Here is a 17,344-nt window from a genome sequence, read left to right as displayed (position 1 = left end):
CTAAGTTGGTCTTTGTTATCTGTTCGGTCATTTATTTTGGATCACGGAGGTTGATAGTTGCGTTGGTTGCTTCAAGGGTTAATTTGTTTTTACTTTCTTTTTTCTCAACCGTCAGGCTAAATGCATCTTCTGTTTCCTTGACCTCTAGTTTTTCATACTGGTCTCTTGTAAAAATACCAATGTCATTCAACTGACTTTCGTCAATCAGAGTTGATTCGCTTTGGGCAGTTTCCCACTCTTCATCTGACTCGTAGTGGTAGCCCATAAATTCGCCTAGACTTCTCAAGTCAAGCTTATTTTGAATCTGGAGGTTGATGTCTGCTAATGATTGGTCAGTCAGATCGATATTGGTCACGGTATAAGCTCGGTCTTCGTGTGGGAGGAATTTGTTGTCTCCTAGGAGAGTTCCTTCAATCAAATCCAGTTGGCCATAGTTTTCAACAGAAACATTTTCGAGCTGGGTCTGATAGAAATGGATATTGTCACCTTGTGCAGAGATAGTGGTATTTTTAATCGTTGATTTACTGATATTTGTATAGTAACTACTTACAGTACCTGATTCCAATTGGACATTGTTGAGATAGAGCATCCCGCCTTGCTCGACGGTCATTTCCTTGATATAGACATTTTCAATGTAGAGACTATCGTAGTAGCGATTATAGGTATTGTTGCTAATGAGTCTGTCCAGTTGCTTACCTGTTGGAACTTCAATGGTAACAGAGTAGATGTCAATAGTGTCATCGGCTAATCTTTCCCCGAGAAACTGCATGATACCTTGAATGGACAGTTGGGGATTTTTTGAGCTGAGAGCCAGGATGCCATTTTTCTCAGTGACTTCAACTGTGTTGTGGGTGTTATTTTTTGAGTTGGCATAGGACACATGGAAGAGTCCATCGGTTGATTCCTTGATCGTAACTGAATGCGGAAGATCTTTAATCTGGATTTCTGATAGGGAAGTATAGGATGTTTGAACCTGATTTGGCTTTGCGATTTCTTCCAGGCGGTTGAGACCCCCAGAGAAAAATCCAATTCCAACCAGAATCAAGCCAGAAATCAAGCTGACAAAGCCCGTGATGAGGGCGATCGTAAGTTTCTTTTTCATGCTCGTTTACCTCGTTTCAAGATCCATTGGAAGAAGGTTTTGACCAAGCGCCATGCCCAATAGGTGAAAAATCCGGTCAAAAGGTAGAGTAGGATTGCCGCACCAAACAAGGATATGCCAGCACCAAAACCCATGATGAAGACATTGAATCCTTTTGATAGCAAGGTAAATCCTTCCCAAATCAAGGAACCACCAGTAACCATCAAGCCGACTCCCAAGCCAAATGCACCAATGATGAAGGCGACAATTAATAATACCAAGCCCAACAAGGCCCCGATCAGTAAGAGAAGTAGAGGGATGGTAATCGGAAGGGTAATCAGAGCAAGACTGGCCAACCAAACTGTTTTCCGTGTATGTTTCAATTGCTCTAAGTTTTTACCGATGTAAAAAGCTGCGCTGATAGTGACCAGGAAGATCCCCATGATTCCAAGCAGTGGTTCAACAAAGAGGAAGAAGGTAGAAATGAGAAGGGCAGCGCTCAAAAAAGCTAGGGTAAGCAAGAAGCGCTTGTCTTGAGGATTGGTCTCATCTTGTGTTGGAGCTGTATCTTCTAATTGACGGTTGAGCATGTTGTTGATCAGTTCATTGGCTGCTTCCTTAGGAGATCCCAGCTCTTCCATGATTTCGGCTTCACGTTCAGGACCTGCCTCGTCAAAGTATTCTTCAAAAAAGTTTTTGGCTTCCAAGTATTCCTTGTGGGGCAACTTTTTCAAATGTTTTTCAAGTTGCTCCATGTACTCAGTTCTTGTCATGGCGGACACTCCCTTCTATGATGCCGTTGATAGTAGTCGTATAGATATCCCAATCTTCTTTGAGTTGGACCAATTCTTCATGGCCTAGCTGGGTTAAACTATAATATTTCCTCATCCGTCCTTGAAATTCCTGAGAATAGGTGGTCAAGAGATCCTGTTGTTCCAGGCGTTTCAGAATGGGATAGAGAGCGGATTCCTTTATGTTGGAAATCAGCTTGATGGTCTGACAGATCTCATAGCCGTAGGAATCATTGGATTCTAAAATGGCCATAATGAGAAATTCCGTCAGCACTGCAGGTACGGGAAAATGCATGCGGCTCACTCCTTTCGATGATGATCGCCTTTTAAGTTGATATTTGCTATATACTGATTTTTATATATATCAAAATTCTCTATATATAAAATATACACCCACTAAAATAAATTGTCAAGTCATTTGAGAGAAATTTTTTCAAAAAAAAAATAGGACTGGCATTCCAGTCCATTTTGTGGTTTAGTCCACATAGAGTTTTGATTTATTGCTGAGCCAGCTGTAAAGGAAGCCAATCAGGATACCACCGCCGACGAAGTTTCCAAGACCTGAGAAGAGGAAGTTGATCAATACGCTCATCACCGTCATTCCCTCGACAGCTCCGCCATTTGCAAAGAAAGCAAGAGAGAAGGTTGAGAAGTTAGCGATCACGTGCTCGAAGCCAAGGAAGGCAAAGATGAAGATGATGAAAATCAAGGAAATGACACGTCCAGTATCATCCTTCATACGCATAGAGATGAAGACTGCGATGTTTACAACGATGTTAGCGAAGATCCCTTCGATAAATTGTGTCAATGGTGTTTTCATCAATTTGGCAGTCGTTGCTTGGAGCAGGTAGCTATGCTCGTCCAGGTGGCCAACCTTCGTGTTACAAAAAATGATTGAACAGAAGTTACATCCCAGCTTTGGAGGCCAACAGCTGGGATGTATAAAATATATTTCGTATCACACCGAAACGGAGTGTAGATTATATCGTAGATGGATCAGATAACCTGAGCATTTTCTATGACGGCTACTATGCGTCGTTTGCAAGTTTGTAACAGTTGAAATGGAATTGAATGATCATTGCACAGGCTGCATGGCGTTGCGGATATTGTATTTCTTTTTCAAGAGATAGCGGATTCCGAAGGCAATAGCACAGATTAAGATAGTGAGAATTGGATGAGGAATTGGGTTGAGGTTGGCTGGAACTAGGGCAGCCAGGAAGAAGACTGCAGACCAGGCCAAAGTTGCCACACCCAGGAACAGAATGGCCTTGAGTAGATTTGGTCGTTTACCGGTTTTAGCTTGCTCTCTGTAAACAAAGTGGTACATGAAGTACATACCTGCACCCACACCGAATCCGATAACCAGCAGGGTCACCAAACCATACTGAGCGCCTTGATTAAAGAGATTCATCAGACCATTGATACCGGCAATGATGGCCAACATAAAGAGACTAGAGTCCAGCCACATGAGCCATGGATTTTCATTGTATTCGACCGTTTCTTGCTTTTCTTGGCTGGGAGCAGCAGACTTGCTTGCGGCCCATTCACTAGGTGCACCAAAAAGACTACGGGCAGTTTGGCCTGTTTTTTGCTTTTCGATGATGGTCGGCAGGATTTCTTCCAAAAGCCCCTTGATTTCGGCATCCGTCTTGCCATCCTTGATCAATTGGTTGGTAGCAATGTGGATAAATTCCTGGTTTTTCTTGGTTAATTCTTTAAATTCTGTAAATGACATAGCAATCTCCTTGGATTAGAACCATTTCTTTCTTATGAAATAGAAGGTTAGTGATAAACTGATAGCAAAGGCAAACAAGATAATCCACCAGAAGGCATGGGGAATATCATTGAAGGGAATAATATTGTCCTTGAAGTTCATGCCGTAAGCCGAGAAGACCATGGTCGGTATGGACATGACGATGGTCATGAGGGCCAGGGTTTTCATAATGGTATTCTGGTTGTTAGAAATGATTGAGGCAAAGGCATGGGTCATGGAGTTCAGGATAGAACCATAGATGTCCGCCATCTCAATAGCCTGTTGGGTTTCGACCAGGGTATCTTCCAGCAAGTCCTCATCCTCCTCGTATTTGCGGAGGAGGCGGGTGGAGCTGGCCAGTTTTTTGACCAGGCGTTCATTGGTTTTGAGAGAGGCCTTGAAGTAGACGATAGTTTTTTCCAATTCCATGAGGACAATCAGTTCTTCATTTCGAGTGGCTTCGTGGAGCTGTTTCTCGATTTCCTCACTCTTTCGGTCAATGGTCCGCAGGGCAGACAGGTAGAGCTGGGCATTTCGATAGAGAATTTGGAAAACGAAGCGTGACTTCATAAAGGTAAAGAAGTTGCGCAGGCGTCTGTGGATAAATTGATCAAAGAGCGGCAGTGGCTCTAAACAGGTCGTGATAATGGCGTCATCTGTCAGGATAATACCAAGCGGAATGGTGATATAGTAGGTCTTGTTATTCCGCTCTTCCAAGATGGGAACGTCGACGACAATCAAGGTGTAGTCATCTTCGACCGTGATACGAGAAGTTTCTTCTGCATCGAGCGGTGCCCTCAGATCGGCGATATCAATCTTGTAATGCTCGGACACTTCCATGGACTCACTCTGGGAGGGGTTGACCAAGTTGATCCAAGCGCCTGGTTCAAAGGTTTGGATTTCTTCTAAATCAGTCATCGTTGATAGAAAAATCTGTTTCATATCAGTGCCCTCCTTTTCATTCTTGCATGTAAACGTACCCTTTATTATACCAAAAAATGCAGGAATACGGAATGATTTTTTTGAAGTGTGATATAATGGGGTATATTTTATGCTGGATAGGATGCGTGCCTATTTATAGCTGATTTTGAAAGGAACTGAACCCGGCCTAAATGCTGTGTGAAAAAGTGCTGGTTTCTTCATGTTTAAGCATGTGGAACTGGTTTCTGTGTCGTAGACATCTGTGCTTTCTTCGGTTTTCAACCTGTGAAAGCACTAGTTGTCTTGATGGGGGTGCGTCTTCGAAATCACAGATTTCGGACTTACCGCCTATTTTGACGGTGCGTTTTTACGGGCTCTGTATCTTAGAAAGGAATTGAACACGGGCTAAATGCGGTGTCAAAAAGATAAACTTCCTTGTGTCTTTCAGACACATCGTCAGCTTCCTATTTTGACTGTGCATTTGACGCCCTTTGTATCTTAAACTATGCAAGAAAATATTGTGATTCATGGGGCGCGTGCCCATAATTTGAAAAATATTGATGTGACCATTCCGCGTGAGAAGTTGGTGGTGGTGACTGGTTTGTCGGGGTCTGGTAAGTCGAGTTTGGCTTTTGATACCTTGTATGCCGAAGGCCAACGTCGCTATGTGGAGTCCTTGTCTGCCTATGCTCGTCAGTTCTTGGGCAACATGGACAAGCCTGATGTGGATTCCATAGAGGGTCTTAGCCCTGCTATTTCTATTGACCAAAAAACAACCTCGCGGAATCCGCGTTCGACGGTTGGAACGGCAACAGAAATCAATGACTATCTCCGCTTGCTTTATGCTCGGGTAGGGGTGCCTTACTGTATCAATGGGCACGGGGCCATTGCGGCTTCTTCGGTGGAGCAAATCGTTGATGAGGTTTTGGAATTACCAGAACGCCAACGTTTGCAGATTCTAGCACCGATTGTACGGAAGAAAAAGGGGCAACACAAGACCGTTTTTGAGAAGGTGCAGAAGGACGGCTATGTTCGGGTCCGTGTCAATGGGGATGTCTATGATGTGTCGGAAGTGCCTGAATTGTCCAAGAGTAAGGCTCATAACATTGAGGTTGTGGTCGATCGGATTGTCATCAAAGAGGGTATTCGTTCGCGACTTTTCGATTCTATCGAAGCGGCTCTGCGGATTGCGGACGGTTATGTCATCATCGATACCATGGATGAGAAGGAAATGCTTTTCTCTGAGTACTATGCCTGCCCAGTTTGTGGCTTTACAGTACCAGAGTTGGAGCCTCGTCTATTCTCATTCAATGCTCCTTTTGGGTCTTGTAGCGACTGTGACGGTTTGGGCATGAAGCTGGAAGTGGATACGGATTTGATTGTCCCAGATGCCAGCAAGACCTTGCGTGACGGTGCCTTGGCTCCGTGGAATCCAATCTCATCCAACTACTATCCTCAGATGTTGGAGCAGGCCATGAATCACTTTGGTGTGGACATGGACAAGCCTTTCGAGGAATTGACGGAAGAGGAGAAGAACCTGATTTTCAACGGTTCTGACGGGAAAGAATTCCATTTCCATTATGAAAATGAGTTCGGTGGGGTGCGTGATATCGATATTCCCTTTGAAGGCTTGATTACCAATATCAATCGCCGCTACCGTGAAACCAACAGTGACTATACTCGGACGGTTATGAAGGCTTACATGAATGAGTTGACCTGTGGAACATGCCACGGCTATCGCCTCAATGACCAAGCCCTGTCTGTTAAAGTTGGTGGCGAGCAGGGACTTCATATAGGACAGTTGTCTGATTTGTCCGTGGCGGATCATTTGCAAGTCATTGAAAATCTGACCTTGTCTGAAAATGAAGCCACCATTGCGACGCCAATTGTCAAGGAAATCAAGGACCGCCTGTCCTTCCTTAACAACGTTGGTCTAAATTACCTAACGCTTTCACGAGCTGCGGGGACGCTTTCGGGTGGTGAGAGCCAGCGGATTCGTTTGGCGACTCAGATTGGGTCCAACCTGTCAGGTGTCCTCTATATTCTGGACGAGCCGTCGATTGGTCTGCACCAACGGGATAATGACCGCCTTATTGCCAGTCTTAAGAAAATGCGTGATTTGGGAAATACCCTGATTGTGGTAGAACACGATGAGGACACTATGCGTGAGGCAGACTGGCTGATTGACATCGGTCCAGGTGCGGGTGTCTTCGGTGGAGAAATCGTGGCTTCTGGAACGCCTGCCCAAGTAGCTAAAAATAAGAAATCCATTACAGGCCAGTACCTGTCTGGCAAACGTGAAATTCCAGTTCCTTTGGAACGTCGTGTTGGTAATGGTCGATTCCTGGAGGTAACAGGTGCCAAGGAAAACAACCTGCAAGATGTGACTGTTCGTTTCCCGCTTGGAAAATTTGTAGCGGTGACAGGGGTGTCTGGCTCTGGTAAGTCAACTCTGGTCAATTCCATTTTGAAAAAAGCCATTGCACAGAAACTCAATCGCAATTCGGACAAGCCAGGCAAGTTCAAGTCCATTTCTGGAATTGAACATTTGGATCGCCTGATTGACATTGACCAAAGTCCGATTGGACGGACACCGCGTTCTAACCCAGCTACCTACACAGGTGTTTTTGACGATATTCGTGACCTCTTTGCCCAGACCAATGAAGCCAAAATCCGTGGCTACAAGAAGGGACGTTTCTCCTTTAACGTCAAAGGTGGTCGTTGTGAGGCTTGTTCTGGTGATGGTATCATCAAGATTGAAATGCACTTCCTGCCAGATGTCTTTGTTCCTTGCGAAGTCTGCCATGGTCACCGTTATAACTCTGAAACCTTGGAAGTACATTACAAGGAGAAAAATATCGCCCAAATCCTTGATATGACGGTCAATGACGCGGTCGAGTTCTTCAAACACATTCCGAAAATTGAGCGCAAACTCCGTACCATTCAAGATGTGGGCTTGGGCTATGTTACTCTAGGTCAGCCAGCAACTACCCTATCTGGTGGAGAGGCTCAGCGGATGAAATTGGCTTCTGAACTCCACAAGCGGTCAACTGGTAAATCCTTGTATATCTTGGATGAGCCGACGACAGGTTTGCATACGGAGGACATTGCCCAGTTGCTCAAGGTCTTGGCCCGCTTTGTTGATGATGGCAATACCGTGCTGGTCATCGAGCACAATCTGGATGTGATCAAGACAGCTGACCACATTATCGACATGGGACCAGAAGGCGGTGTCGGCGGTGGTACCGTTGTTGCGACAGGAACGCCAGAAGAAGTAGCAGCTAACCCAGCCAGCTTTACAGGCCAGTATTTGAAAACTAAGTTGAAGTAAAAAGTCGCCAAGCGGCTTTTTCTTGTTTGCTGGAAGTTTATTGGTAATTCTGTGCATTTCTGCTATAATAGTTACAATATCTTTGGAGGTAGGTTATGCAAAAACGACTTGAAAAACTTCGTGGAAAAATGGCAGAGCAGTCGATAGAGGCTCTCTATGTGACCAATTTGAAAAATGTTTATTATTTGACAGGATTCTGGGGGTCGGCAGGAGTGGTGCTGATTACACCTAGCCGCCAGGTTTTGATTACAGATGACCGCTATATCACCTACGCCCAATCTGTTGTCACAGACTTTGAAGTGATTTCCAATCGAGATGAGTTGGGAACGGCAGCTGGTTTGGTCAAGGACATGGGCATCAAGGAAGTGGCCTTTGAGGATGAGATTTCAGTAGCCTATTTCAAATCCATGGAAGCTGTCTTTGCTGGAACGACTCTTAGACCAACAACCAATCTGATTGCGGATCTGCGGATGATTAAGGATGCGGCAGAGATTGCCACCATTCAGCGAGCTTGTCAGATTTCAGACCAGGCATTTATTGACGCTTTAGACTTTATCAAACCAGGTAAAACAGAGATTGAAATTGCCAATTTCTTGGACTTTCGTATGCGGGAAATGGGGGCAGAAGGGGTGTCCTTTGATACCATTGCTGCTTCGGGTTACCGCTCTGCTATGCCCCACGGACGTGCGTCCAATAAGGTAATTGAGGCTGGTGAGGCTTTGACGCTGGACTTTGGCTGCTTGTATGACCACTATGTCAGCGATATGACGCGGACGGTCTATGTCGGTTCGGTTAGTGATGAAGAGCGAGAGATTTATGAAACCGTTCTGGCGGCGAATCAAGCCTTGATTGCGACGGCTAAGGCGGGTATGGAATACAAGGAGTTTGACGGTGTCCCACGTCGTGTCATCGAGCAGGCTGGTTATGGTCCTTACTTTACCCACGGTATCGGGCACGGAATGGGCTTGGATGTTCACGAGTATCCCTACTTTAGCCGAACAGCTACGGATACCATTCAGGCGGGTATGGTTCTGACTGATGAGCCGGGTATTTATCTTGATGGCAAATATGGTGTCCGTATCGAAGATGACCTACTGATTACGGACACGGGTTGTAAGGTGTTGACTTTGGCACCCAAAGAATTGATTGTCATTTGAGAAATCTGTCAGTTTGTGGTAAAATAAAACGAATAAATAAAATTTTAAGAGGTAGTCATTACAATGATTGAAGCAAGTAAACTTAGAGCAGGTATGACCTTCGAAGCGGAAGGTAAGTTGATTAAGGTTTTGGATGCAAGTCACCACAAACCAGGTAAGGGGAACACGATCATGCGTATGAAATTGCGTGATGTGCGTACAGGTTCAACTTTTGACACGACCTACCGTCCAGATGAGAAATTTGAACAAGCTATCATCGAAACCGTCCCAGCTCAATACCTTTACCAAATGGATGACACAGCTTACTTCATGAATACGGAAACCTACGACCAGTATGAAATTCCAGTCGCAACTATTCAAGAAGAATTGCTCTACATCTTGGAAAATTCTGACGTGAAAATCCAATTCTACGGAACGGAAGTAATTGGTGTTACTGTTCCAACTACTGTTGAGTTGGTGGTTGCAGAAACCCAGCCATCTATCAAAGGAGCGACTGTAACAGGTTCAGGTAAGCCAGCAACCATGGAAACCGGTTTGGTTGTAAACGTGCCAGACTTCATCGAAGCAGGTCAAAAACTCGTTATCAACACAGCAGAGGGAACTTACGTATCACGCGCTTAATTGCCCCTCTTAGAAAAGGAGAGCCTATGACAACAGAATACCAAGGCGAAATCGTTATTGCGCCACGCGTTCTTGAAGTAATTACAGGCATTGCAGCAGCAAAAGTTGAGGGGGTCCATTCTCTTCAAAACAAGCGGGTTGCAGATAGCCTGTCAAAATCATCTCTCAACAAGGGTGTCTACCTTCATACAGATGAGGAAGGGCAAGTGACGGCTGATATTTACGTTTACCTGGAGTATGGCGTCAATGTCCCTGCTGTATCAATGGATATCCAGCGAGCTGTCAAGACTGCTGTCTTTAACTATGCAGAGGTGGAGTTGGCTGCGGTTAATATCCACGTCAACGGCATCGTTCCAGATAAGACACCAAAACCAGCCCTGAAAGACTTGTTCGGAGAGGATTTCCTCGATGAAGAATAATAGACATGCCCTGCGGAAGTGCGCTTTGCAGGCGATTGTATCCCTAGAATTTGGCCAAGAGCCTGTCCAGGCTGCTCAATTTTCTTACCTCTATGACCGTGAGGAAGAGACAGAAGGTGTGGAAATTCCTCTCTTTCTCCTCAACTTGGTCAATGGTGTGGCAGCCTATCGAGAAGAATTGGACAAGGAATTGTCTAGCAAGCTCAAGTCTGGCTGGACCCTGGACCGTTTGACCCTGATTGATAAAAATATCATGCGCCTGGGCCTCTTTGAAATCAAACATTTCGAGGAAACACCAGACCGTGTAGCTGTCAATGAGGCCATCGAGCTAGCCAAGGAATTTTCAGACGAGTCATCCGCTAAATTCGTAAACGGCGTATTAAGCCAATTTATCCAAGAAGAAGCCTAATCAGGTTTCTTTTTTTCGTTTCTTTTTGAGTTGGGAAAGGGAGATTACTCTCAGAAAGAATTTAGCCCACCTGACTTAATAAACGCTCAGTTTCGGAAGGATGCCATGAAATGTTCAGAGTTGACTAGTTTGGCTGTCTATGGGATGATACAGGAGAAGTAGAATTTGACAAAAAAGACAAGCATTACACAATACTTGTCTTATATACTAGCTCCGGCGGATAGGCTGACTGGCAAAACGTAGTTCCGTTTATCCAGTTCCTTGCCTTCGATTTTATCAATCAACAAATCCACCATCAATTTGGCGATGTCAGCCAATGGCTGCTTAATGGTTGTCAGCTGCGGGTAATAATTTTCAATGAAATAAGTCCCATCATAGCCAATCAATTTGAGGTCTTGCGGAATAGTCAAATTGAGCGATTGGGCAACGTTCCAGACCAGTATAGCTGTCAAATCGTCTGACACAAAGATGCCGTCGGGGGCGTGCTTTTCCAGAATGGACTTGATTTCCATTTCCTTGCGAATGGGTGTAAAGTCGCTGGCAACGTGATAGACGGTTTCATCTGGTAAGACGGAGAGGAAACCAGACCGTCGCAGACCAGTAGGGGAGTCGGAATTATCATTCCCCGAAATCATGATAGGTCGTTTGCAGCCTGCCTTTTTCAGGGTTTGGGCCGCCAAGACTCCTCCTCCGTGGTTATCAGAAGAGACAACGGGAATAGTAGGAGAGAGATTGCGGTCAAAGGCAATAATTGGGGCGGACACCCGGTCATAGTCCTTGATACCCAGGTTGTGACTGCCCGAGATGATGCCGTCAACCTGATTGGCCGCTAACATCTCTAGATACTCTCTTTCCTTGTCCGATTCATGCTGGCTGTTGCAAATAATGGTCTTATAACCTCGGTTGAAGAGTTGGCTTTCCAGGTGTCCAATCAACTCGGCATAGAAAATATTATTGATAGTAGGGAAGATGAGTCCGACCAACTTGGCCGATTTTCCCTGCAAGCTCCTCGCCAAATTGTTGGGCTTGTAGCCCAATTCCCGCATGGCATCCTGGACTTTTTTGACAGTTTTTTCTGACAAGTAGCCTTTTTTATTGATGACGCGGGACACGGTTGTGGGACTGACGCCAGCTAGGGCAGCAACATCAGTTAGTTTTGCGACCATAATCTAAATGGTAGTAAGTTCCGGTTGGATTGCCACTGGTAATGGCAATGCCATTTTGATCAGCATCAGGGAAGACGCGACCAGAAAATACTTTTTCTCCTTTATTGATGAAAATTTCAAAGACAGACTTGTCTATGAAAATATTGGCAGTAAGCGCTCCAGGCTGAATATCACAAGCGCGACTTGTGCCAAATTCAAGAGCAAATGGCTGACCACAATGTTCGCGATCCAATGTAATCTGTCCATTCTCTGTATCAACTGTCAGCACCAAGCCTTTTTGGTCTGCATTGGCAAATAGCACGATTTCATGCTTGCTTCCAGCAGCAAATTCAATTTCCAGCTCATAAACATTGTTGGTTGTTTCTTGGTTTGAAAATGGCTGAGCTTCTTGACGAAGGCTTGTGATGGCTTCAACAGGGTACTGGTAAAGTTTACCGTCCTTGATAGACAATTCTTTGACCAAGGACAAGCAACCTTGATAATCATAAGCATCGGTTGGGTATTCCATATCTGGAAGAGCCAACCAGCTTACTGACAAGGCACGACCGTCTGGAGCATTAAAAGCTTGAGTTGCATAACACTCAAAACCGTAGTCAAGGTTGATTAACTCACTCGGTTCTACAATTTTTCCTGTTTCAGGGTCAAATGCCTGGCCAATCTTGTACATATTTGGATAGATGTTGCCGTAGTCCAGAACAGACTTGTCCAGACCCTGTGGGCAGTAGAGCAGGACGGGCTGGTCACCGACGAAGGCAATGTTTGGACATTCCATCATGTAGGCCGTCATATCATTGGCAAAATCTAGGTTACCAACATAGGTCCAATTGAGGTAGTCGTTGTTTTCAGCCTTATAGAGCTTAACAATCCCCTTCAAATCCAGGTTTTGTCCACCGACGATGGCGTAATACTGTCCCTTGTAGTTGAAAATCTGTGGGTCACGGAAATGGTCTGTCGTGTCCTCTGGCTGCTCAATCAAGACTTTGTCAATCTTTTCAATCTTGCCATCCTTGTCCATGAGGGCACCAATCTGATAGGTGTGGCGTTGCCAATTTTCATCGCGGACATTTCCTGTGTAAAAGAGGAAGAGTTTGTCATCAAACTGCATGGCAGAGCCAGAATAAGCTCCGTGGCTGTCCAGAGGAGTATCTGGATAAAGAACAGTACCTGTTTCTTCAAAATGAACCAGATCGGTTGACTCAGTATGGACCCAAGATTTGAGACCGTGAGCTGCACCAAATGGGAAATACTGGTAGAAGAGGGTCCATTTTCCATTAAAGTAAGAAAAACCATTAGGGTCATTGAGCAAACCGTGAGGTGTTTCGATGTGGAAGTTAGTTCTCCAAGGTGAGCTTGCAGTATTTTGTTTAATTTTTTCAATGTATTCTGGCGTCCAGTCAGCATAGGCTCTGTAACGCTCTTCAGTTGTAAAGGCCATATTTTCTCCAAAAATCTATACTATTTCATCCTATATAGTAAACGTTTCCTGCTTAAAAATCAAGTTTTTACCGTTATTTTGGCTGAATTTATAAAAAAATATGACAAACGTTTGACATATTTCTCAAAAGTGATATAATAAAAACACTGAAAGGTTTGAAAACACTTTCAAAAAAATAAAAAATAAGGAGATTTTGCAAGATGAATAACACACAAATTGCAAAAGAAGTCATCGAAGCCCTCGGTGGACGTGAAAACGTACGTAGCGTAGCTCACTGTGCGACACGCCTCCGTGTTATGGTCGTTGACGAAGGAAAAATTGATAAGGATAAGGCTGAGAACATTGAAAAAGTTCAAGGTGCCTTCTTTAACTCAGGTCAATACCAAATCATCTTTGGTACTGGTACTGTAAACAAAATCTACGATGAAGTCGTAGCACTTGGCTTGCCAACAGCAACAACTGGTGAGCAAAAGGCAGAAGCAGCGAAACAAGGAAATGGTTTCCAACGTGCTATCCGTACTTTCGGTGACGTATTCGTTCCAATCATCCCTGCTATCGTAGCGACTGGTCTCTTCATGGGTCTCCGTGGATTGTTGGCTGCATTTGGCTACACTTTGCCAGAAGATTTGAACGTTTACTCACAAATCTTGACAGATACAGCCTTCATCGTATTGCCAGCCTTGGTAGTATGGTCTACCTTCCGCGTATTCGGTGGGAACCAAACTATCGGTATCGTTCTTGGTATGATGCTGATCGCTGGTCAATTGCCAAACGCTTGGGTGGTTGCTAACGGTGGTGATGTTGTACCTCTGAAATTCTTCGGCTTTATTCCAGTCGTTGGTTTGCAAGGTTCCGTTTTGCCAGCCTTCATCATCGGTTTGGTTGGTGCTAAATTTGAAAAAGCAGTCCGTAAGGTTGTTCCAGATGTTCTTGACCTCTTGGTAACACCATTCGTTACCCTCTTTGTAATGTCAATTCTTGGTTTGTTTGTCATTGGTCCAGTCTTCCACGTAGTTGAAAACTACATCTTGGCTGGTACTCAAGCAATCTTGCACTTGCCATTTGGTCTTGGTGGTCTCCTTATCGGTGGTGTTCACCAAGTTATCGTCGTATCTGGTGTTCACCATATCTTCAACTTCTTGGAAGCTCAATTGGTAGCCAACACTGGTGCTAACCCATTCAACGCGATCATCACAGCAGCTATGACAGCACAAGGTGCTGCAACAGTAGCGGTTGGTGTGAAAACAAAAAATCCTAAATTGAAAGCTCTTGCTTTCCCAGCAGCTCTTTCTGCCTTCCTTGGTATTACTGAGCCAGCTATCTTCGGTGTTAACTTGCGTTACCGCAAACCATTCCTTCTTTCATTGATTGCAGGTGCAATCGGTGGTGCCTTTGCCTCAATCCTTGGACTTGCTGGAAACGGTATGGGTGTAACCATCATTCCTGGCGCAACTCTTTATGTGGGCAATGGTCAATTGCTTCAATACATCCTCATGGTAGCCGTATCATTTGCTCTTGGTTTTGCCTTGACTTACCTCTTCGGATTCGAGGATGAGACTCCAGCACAAGCTGATGAGACTTCTACTTTGAAAAACGAAGCATCAACAGGTGTAGTTGCTCCAGCAGCGGACCTTGCTGAAGAAACTCTTGTTTCTCCATTGTCAGGTGACGTTGTAGCTCTTGAAAATGTGAACGACCCAGTATTCTCATCAGGTGCTATGGGTAAAGGTTTGGCAGTTAAGCCAACTGAAGGTGTTGTCTATGCTCCAGCAGATGCTGAAGTAACCATCGCTTTTGAAACAGGCCATGCCTACGGTTTGAAAACAGCGACTGGTGCTGAAATCTTGATTCACATCGGTATCGATACAGTTTCTATGAACGGTAACGGTTTTGAGAAATTGGTTGCTGCTGGTGACAAGGTAAAAGCTGGTACACCACTTGCTAAATTTGACGCAGCGAAAATCGCTGAAGCAGGTCTTGATGATACAACCATGATCATCGTGACAAACACTGCAGACTTCACAGAAGTAGCTCCACTTGCTGAGGGTACAATCGCTCATGGTGCGGACTTCTTGAAAGTTGTTAAATAATCCGAAAAATAAGCATAGAAAAAGGCGGTAAGCCTTTTTCTTCTATTTCTTTCTATGGTATAATAGATTGATAAAAATAATGGAGAAAATCAGATGACAAAATTATACGGTAGCTTGGAAGCTGGTGGTACAAAGTTTGTTTGTGCGGTTGGTGATGAAGATTTCCAAGTCATTGAAAAGACACAGTTTCCGACAACAACGCCCTATGAAACCATTGAGCGTACGGTAGAATTTTTCAAACGCTACGAAGATCGTTTGGCTGGGATTGCTATTGGTTCGTTTGGTCCGATTGATATTGATCAAAACTCACAAACCTATGGCTATATCACTTCAACACCAAAACCTCATTGGTCAAATATTGACTTGCTGGGCTTGATTGCAAAAGAATTCAACATTCCTTTCTACTTTACGACAGATGTAAACTCTTCTGCTTTTGGTGAGACCTTGGTGCGCAAGGGTGTGAAGAGCCTGGTTTATTATACGATTGGTACAGGTATCGGTGCTGGGGCTATTCAAAATGGTGAGTTTATCGGCGGTCTCGGCCATACCGAAGCAGGCCATACTTACGTTGCACTCCACCCTTACGATGTAAAAAATGAATTCAACGGCGTTTGTCCTTTCCACAATGGCTGTTTGGAAGGTCTGGCAGCTGGTCCTTCCTTGGAAGGTCGTACAGGCATCCGCGGTGAGTTGATTGAGCTCAACTCTGATGTCTGGGATGTACAGGCTTACTATATTGCCCAGGCCGCAGTGCAGGCAACACTTTTGTATCGTCCGCAAGTCATCGTTTTCGGTGGTGGTGTGATGGCGCAGGAGCACATGCTTAACCGTGTCCGTGAGAAATTTACAGGCCTCATGAATGACTATCTGCCAACGCCAGATGTCAAGGACTACATCGTGACACCTGCTGTTGCGGAAAATGGTTCTGCGACACTCGGAAACTTTGCTTTAGCCAAAAAAGTAGCTGAAAAATAAGTCTGACATATGAGAGAAGCTTGGCTCTGCCAGGCTTTTCTGTGGCTCTTCATTGGCATTTATCGGGAAATTTGATAAGATTGGGCTAGAAGAATTGAGAAGGAGACTATTATGGCACAACCATTATTTTTAAACTCCGTCATGCAGGAAAAAATCTGGGGTGGGAATCGTTTAGAGACCGAATTCGGTTATGAAATTCCCAGCCAGACGACCGGTGAATTTTGGGCCATTTCGGCTCATCCCAACGGCGTTTCCGTCGTAGCCAATGGCGATTACAAGGGTACTCCCTTGGACAAGTTATATGCTGAGCGTCGTGATTTATTTGGCGACAGTGACAGTCCCGTTTTTCCGCTTTTGACCAAAATTCTGGATGCCAATGATTGGTTGTCTGTTCAGGTTCATCCGGACGATAGCTATGCCTTAGAGCATGAGGGCGAATTGGGAAAGACTGAGTGCTGGTATGTGATTGCGGCGGATGAGGGGGCTGAGATTATCTACGGTCACGAGGCCAAGAGCCGTCAAGAATTGGCCCAGATGATTGAGGACAAGGAGTGGGATAAATTGTTGACCCATGTGCCGGTCAAGGCAGGTGACTTTTTCTATGTGCCAAGCGGGACCATGCACGCTATCGGCAAGGGAATTATGATTTTGGAAACCCAGCAGTCCAGCGACACGACCTATCGGGTCTATGATTTTGACCGCAAGGATGATGTTGGCAACCTCCGTGACCTCCATATCCAGCAGTCTATTGATGTCCTGACCATTGGTGAGCCAGCAAACAGCCACCCCGATACTATTGAAGCTGGGGCGTTGAGGGCCACAACTTATGTCAGCAATGAATTTTTCACGGTTTACAAGTGGGAAATCGAGGGTGCGGTCATTTTCAAAAAACAAGCTCCCTACTATCTAGTCAGCGTCCTTGATGGTGTAGGCGAATTGCAGGTTGATGGTCAAGTCTACGAGATTGAAAAAGGAAGCCACTTTATTTTACCAAGCAATGTGCTGGAATGGGAATTTTCAGGGCAATTGGAAATAATAGTTAGTCATCCATAGAATCTGGAAGGCAGTCCTGCTAAGGGGCTGTTTTCTTTGTGAAAAGCGTGTTTGAGAGTTGTTCCTGTACCTTTGTCAATGATGTGAGACCAAAAAGGTGATTTTGAAGTTATCCATTTGTTAAGCTTTACTAGGAGCTAGC

The 17,344-nt window shown here is 44.8% G+C and carries 16 protein-coding genes; 8 read left to right on the top strand and 8 right to left on the bottom strand.

Annotated features, from left to right (window positions below; all coding sequences use genetic code 11):
• Positions 1-31: 31 nt before the first annotated feature.
• The 6 genes from ACHBGV_RS07805 to ACHBGV_RS07780 form a co-directional block, all read right to left on the bottom strand.
• Positions 32-1,102: a hypothetical protein gene (locus ACHBGV_RS07805; RefSeq protein WP_394736057.1), complete on the bottom strand. Its 1,071-nt coding sequence runs from the start codon at positions 1,100-1,102 to the stop codon at positions 32-34.
• Positions 1,099-1,854 (bottom strand): DUF1700 domain-containing protein, encoded by a 756-nt coding sequence (locus ACHBGV_RS07800; protein ID WP_394736055.1) that lies wholly within the window; start codon positions 1,852-1,854, stop codon positions 1,099-1,101. The genes ACHBGV_RS07805 and ACHBGV_RS07800 overlap by 4 nt, the downstream gene beginning before the upstream one ends.
• The gene (locus ACHBGV_RS07795) at positions 1,841-2,167 is read right to left on the bottom strand and encodes a PadR family transcriptional regulator (protein WP_105111503.1); all 327 of its coding nucleotides are present in this window, start codon (positions 2,165-2,167) and stop codon (positions 1,841-1,843) included. The genes ACHBGV_RS07800 and ACHBGV_RS07795 overlap by 14 nt, the downstream gene beginning before the upstream one ends.
• A 180-nt stretch (positions 2,168-2,347) precedes the next feature.
• Positions 2,348-2,788, bottom strand: coding sequence for a formate/nitrite transporter family protein (locus ACHBGV_RS07790; protein WP_394736065.1), 441 nt, complete (start codon positions 2,786-2,788; stop codon positions 2,348-2,350).
• Between the two features lie 159 nt (positions 2,789-2,947).
• On the bottom strand, positions 2,948-3,607 hold the full coding sequence (locus tag ACHBGV_RS07785) for a DUF1129 domain-containing protein (protein WP_105111504.1): 660 nt from the start codon (positions 3,605-3,607) through the stop codon (positions 2,948-2,950).
• Positions 3,608-3,622: 15 nt separating this feature from the next.
• Positions 3,623-4,567, bottom strand: a complete 945-nt coding sequence (locus ACHBGV_RS07780; RefSeq protein WP_105111505.1) for a magnesium transporter CorA family protein — start codon at positions 4,565-4,567, stop codon at positions 3,623-3,625.
• A 484-nt stretch (positions 4,568-5,051) separates the two neighbouring features.
• Here ACHBGV_RS07780 and uvrA point away from each other — a divergent pair, with 484 nt between their 5' ends.
• The 5 genes from uvrA to nusB all read left to right on the top strand — a co-directional run bounded on the left by uvrA (position 5,052) and on the right by nusB (position 10,483).
• A complete protein-coding gene (uvrA, locus tag ACHBGV_RS07775; protein WP_394736053.1) occupies positions 5,052-7,877 on the top strand; it encodes an excinuclease ABC subunit UvrA in 2,826 nt (941 codons plus the stop codon).
• Between the two features lie 95 nt (positions 7,878-7,972).
• On the top strand, positions 7,973-9,034 hold the full coding sequence (locus ACHBGV_RS07770; RefSeq protein WP_105122499.1) for a Xaa-Pro peptidase family protein: 1,062 nt from the start codon (positions 7,973-7,975) through the stop codon (positions 9,032-9,034).
• Between the two features lie 63 nt (positions 9,035-9,097).
• Positions 9,098-9,655 carry an elongation factor P gene (gene efp, locus ACHBGV_RS07765; protein ID WP_105122500.1) on the top strand — a complete coding sequence of 186 codons (558 nt, stop codon included), beginning with the start codon at positions 9,098-9,100 and terminating at the stop codon, positions 9,653-9,655.
• A 26-nt stretch (positions 9,656-9,681) separates the two neighbouring features.
• The gene (locus tag ACHBGV_RS07760; RefSeq protein ID WP_105111510.1) at positions 9,682-10,074 is read left to right on the top strand and encodes an Asp23/Gls24 family envelope stress response protein; all 393 of its coding nucleotides are present in this window, start codon (positions 9,682-9,684) and stop codon (positions 10,072-10,074) included.
• The gene (nusB, locus tag ACHBGV_RS07755) at positions 10,064-10,483 is read left to right on the top strand and encodes a transcription antitermination factor NusB (protein ID WP_105137695.1); all 420 of its coding nucleotides are present in this window, start codon (positions 10,064-10,066) and stop codon (positions 10,481-10,483) included. The genes ACHBGV_RS07760 and nusB overlap by 11 nt, the downstream gene beginning before the upstream one ends.
• A gap of 200 nt (positions 10,484-10,683) precedes the next feature.
• Here nusB and ACHBGV_RS07750 read toward each other — a convergent pair whose 3' ends face one another.
• The gene (locus ACHBGV_RS07750; RefSeq protein ID WP_257117346.1) at positions 10,684-11,649 is read right to left on the bottom strand and encodes a LacI family DNA-binding transcriptional regulator; all 966 of its coding nucleotides are present in this window, start codon (positions 11,647-11,649) and stop codon (positions 10,684-10,686) included.
• Positions 11,630-13,084, bottom strand: coding sequence for a sucrose-6-phosphate hydrolase (locus tag ACHBGV_RS07745; RefSeq protein ID WP_394736052.1), 1,455 nt, complete (start codon positions 13,082-13,084; stop codon positions 11,630-11,632). Before ACHBGV_RS07745 ends, ACHBGV_RS07750 begins: the two co-directional genes overlap by 20 nt.
• A gap of 200 nt (positions 13,085-13,284) precedes the next feature.
• On the opposite strand from ACHBGV_RS07745, the gene ACHBGV_RS07740 reads away from it, so the two are divergent.
• The 3 genes from ACHBGV_RS07740 to manA all read left to right on the top strand — a co-directional run bounded on the left by ACHBGV_RS07740 (position 13,285) and on the right by manA (position 17,202).
• Positions 13,285-15,174: a sucrose-specific PTS transporter subunit IIBC gene (locus ACHBGV_RS07740; protein ID WP_394736051.1), complete on the top strand. Its 1,890-nt coding sequence runs from the start codon at positions 13,285-13,287 to the stop codon at positions 15,172-15,174.
• Between the two features lie 93 nt (positions 15,175-15,267).
• Complete coding sequence (scrK, locus tag ACHBGV_RS07735; protein WP_105122504.1) at positions 15,268-16,149, top strand: fructokinase ScrK; 882 nt, start codon at positions 15,268-15,270, stop codon at positions 16,147-16,149.
• A gap of 111 nt (positions 16,150-16,260) precedes the next feature.
• A complete protein-coding gene (gene manA, locus ACHBGV_RS07730; protein WP_172073649.1) occupies positions 16,261-17,202 on the top strand; it encodes a mannose-6-phosphate isomerase, class I in 942 nt (313 codons plus the stop codon).
• Positions 17,203-17,344: the final 142 nt, after the last annotated feature.

Origin of the sequence: Streptococcus sp. A34 (assembly GCF_043674115.1) — a bacterium.
GTDB classification, from domain to species: Bacteria; Bacillota; Bacilli; order Lactobacillales; family Streptococcaceae; genus Streptococcus; species Streptococcus suis_V.
This window is presented reverse-complemented; position numbering and strand designations above follow the sequence as displayed.

Bases quoted from the DNA above. Each gene is read 5' to 3' on its own strand.
- ACHBGV_RS07800 (WP_394736055.1), bottom strand. From the start codon at position 1,854: ATGACAAGAACTGAGTACATGGAGCAACTTGAAAAACATTTGAAAAAG.
- ACHBGV_RS07770 (WP_105122499.1), top strand. From the start codon at position 7,973: ATGCAAAAACGACTTGAAAAACTTCGTGGAAAAATGGCAGAGCAGTCG.
- ACHBGV_RS07760 (WP_105111510.1), top strand. From the start codon at position 9,682: ATGACAACAGAATACCAAGGCGAAATCGTTATTGCGCCACGCGTTCTT.
- ACHBGV_RS07740 (WP_394736051.1), top strand. From the start codon at position 13,285: ATGAATAACACACAAATTGCAAAAGAAGTCATCGAAGCCCTCGGTGGA.
- ACHBGV_RS07785 (WP_105111504.1), bottom strand. From the start codon at position 3,607: ATGTCATTTACAGAATTTAAAGAATTAACCAAGAAAAACCAGGAATTT.
- ACHBGV_RS07780 (WP_105111505.1), bottom strand. From the start codon at position 4,567: ATGAAACAGATTTTTCTATCAACGATGACTGATTTAGAAGAAATCCAA.
- ACHBGV_RS07805 (WP_394736057.1), bottom strand. From the start codon at position 1,102: ATGAAAAAGAAACTTACGATCGCCCTCATCACGGGCTTTGTCAGCTTG.
- ACHBGV_RS07795 (WP_105111503.1), bottom strand. From the start codon at position 2,167: ATGCATTTTCCCGTACCTGCAGTGCTGACGGAATTTCTCATTATGGCC.
- scrK (WP_105122504.1), top strand. From the start codon at position 15,268: ATGACAAAATTATACGGTAGCTTGGAAGCTGGTGGTACAAAGTTTGTT.
- ACHBGV_RS07745 (WP_394736052.1), bottom strand. From the start codon at position 13,084: ATGGCCTTTACAACTGAAGAGCGTTACAGAGCCTATGCTGACTGGACG.
- uvrA (WP_394736053.1), top strand. From the start codon at position 5,052: ATGCAAGAAAATATTGTGATTCATGGGGCGCGTGCCCATAATTTGAAA.
- efp (WP_105122500.1), top strand. From the start codon at position 9,098: ATGATTGAAGCAAGTAAACTTAGAGCAGGTATGACCTTCGAAGCGGAA.
- manA (WP_172073649.1), top strand. From the start codon at position 16,261: ATGGCACAACCATTATTTTTAAACTCCGTCATGCAGGAAAAAATCTGG.
- ACHBGV_RS07750 (WP_257117346.1), bottom strand. From the start codon at position 11,649: ATGGTCGCAAAACTAACTGATGTTGCTGCCCTAGCTGGCGTCAGTCCC.
- nusB (WP_105137695.1), top strand. From the start codon at position 10,064: ATGAAGAATAATAGACATGCCCTGCGGAAGTGCGCTTTGCAGGCGATT.